The following is a 1675-nucleotide window of genomic DNA, read 5'->3' on the forward strand; positions in this document are numbered from 1 at the left end:
ATCATCCTCAACATCGGCAAGCGCGTCATCGGCATGGTCGTCGACGCCGTCTCCGACGTCACCTCCCTCGCCCACGACCAGGTCCGGCCAGCTCCAGAGTTCGGCACCGTCCTGGACACCGCATACATCGACGGCCTCGCCACCGTCGACGAACGCATGATCATCATCATCGATATCGAGAAACTCATGACCGCTGAGGACATGGGCCTGATGGACCAGGCAGCCGCCTGAATCGCACGCTAGAAAGAAGGCAAAGCAAAATGTTTAGGAAGCTGACCATTACCGCCAAGCTCTACGGAGTCCTCGGCATCCTCTCCCTGGTGCTGATCGGCATCGGGTTCACCGGCGTCAGGGGCATGCAGGCTCTCACGGTCGAAATGGAAGACATGTACCAGATGGGCCTCGAAGGCACCGCGAGCCTGGGGCGCATGGAATCGATGTTCAAGGAAAACCTGGTTGAGCTGTTCGATGCAGCCCAACACGATCCGCGCCTTGAGAACACCTTCGCGGACGGGCACCAGGTCGACCGGCATTTCACGAAAATGCGAGAGCGTTCCGCCCAGATCATCGCAGAGCTCGAGGAGTACCTGGCAAACCATGTCGCAACCGACGCAGGCCGCCAGGCCGCCGCTGAGCTGGAAACGGCGCGTGCGGCCTATGTGCGAGATGCCCTGGTCCCGGTGCTCGACATGATGGAGGCCGGTAATTTCGACGCGGCGAGTGATTTTCTTATCGCCACCACGCTGCCCGCATTTCGCACCTCCGTGCTGCCGCGAATCGAGGCGATGGTGACGCAGAAAGCGGAATTCGCGGGCACTCAATATGCCGGCGCGGTGGCTCAGTTCGAGCGCCAGAGGATGATCACTATCGTCTCCGCGGGGCTTGGCCTGCTGCTGGCCGGCTTCATCGGCTGGCTGGTCATCTCCCGCTCCTTCGCCCGCCCGGTTTCCCAGGTGGTCGAGGCCGCCGACAAGATGGCCGCAGGCAACTTCGATTTCCAGGTCAAGGCCACCAACCCCGCAGACGAGGTCGGCCAGCTGGTAGAAGCAGTGAACCGCGTCCAGGCGAGCGTCAAGGGTATGGTGGCGGACGCCAACATGCTGGCCAAGGCCGCCGTGGAGGGCCGCCTGGCCACGCGCGCGGATGCCGACAAGCACGAAGGCGAGTTCCGCGACATCGTGGCGGGCGTCAACAATACCCTCGATGCCGTCATCGGCCCCCTGAACGTCGCCGCCGGCTACGTCGACCGCATCTCCAAGGGCGATATCCCCGAGAAGATCACCGACGAGTACAAGGGCGACTTCAACGCCCTCAAGAACAACCTCAACACCTGCATCAACGCCGTCAACGCGCTGGTGAGAGACGCCAACATGCTTTCCGAGGCTGCACTGGCCGGCAAGCTGGAGACGCGCGCCGATGCCTCGCACCACCAGGGTGACTTCAGGAAGATCGTCGATGGCGTCAACGCCACCCTCGACGCGGTGGTCGGCCCGATCAACCAGGTCAAGCGCGTCATGGTCGCACTCGCCGATGGCGACCTGCGCATGAAGATCGACGGCACCTACCACGGCGACTTCAAGGTCCTCCAGGAAGCCGTCAACGAGTCCATGGACAAGCTCAACGAACTGATGGGCGGCATCAAGTCCTCCGCCGACACCATCAACACCGCCGCCAA

At 62.6% G+C, this 1675-nt stretch carries 2 protein-coding genes; both read left to right on the plus strand.

From position 1 onward, the window contains the following. Positions 1–231, plus strand: a 231-nt coding sequence (locus G8346_RS14865; RefSeq protein WP_240901440.1) for a chemotaxis protein CheW, incomplete at its 5' end; no start/stop codon positions are given. Between the two features lie 29 nt (positions 232–260). Beyond that, positions 261–1675: HAMP domain-containing protein (locus G8346_RS11570; RefSeq protein ID WP_166051369.1), on the plus strand; the 1415-nt coding region annotated here is incomplete at its 3' end.

Origin of the sequence: Thioalkalivibrio sp. XN279 (assembly GCF_011089885.1) — a bacterium.
Lineage (GTDB): Bacteria > Pseudomonadota > Gammaproteobacteria > Steroidobacterales > XN24 > XN24.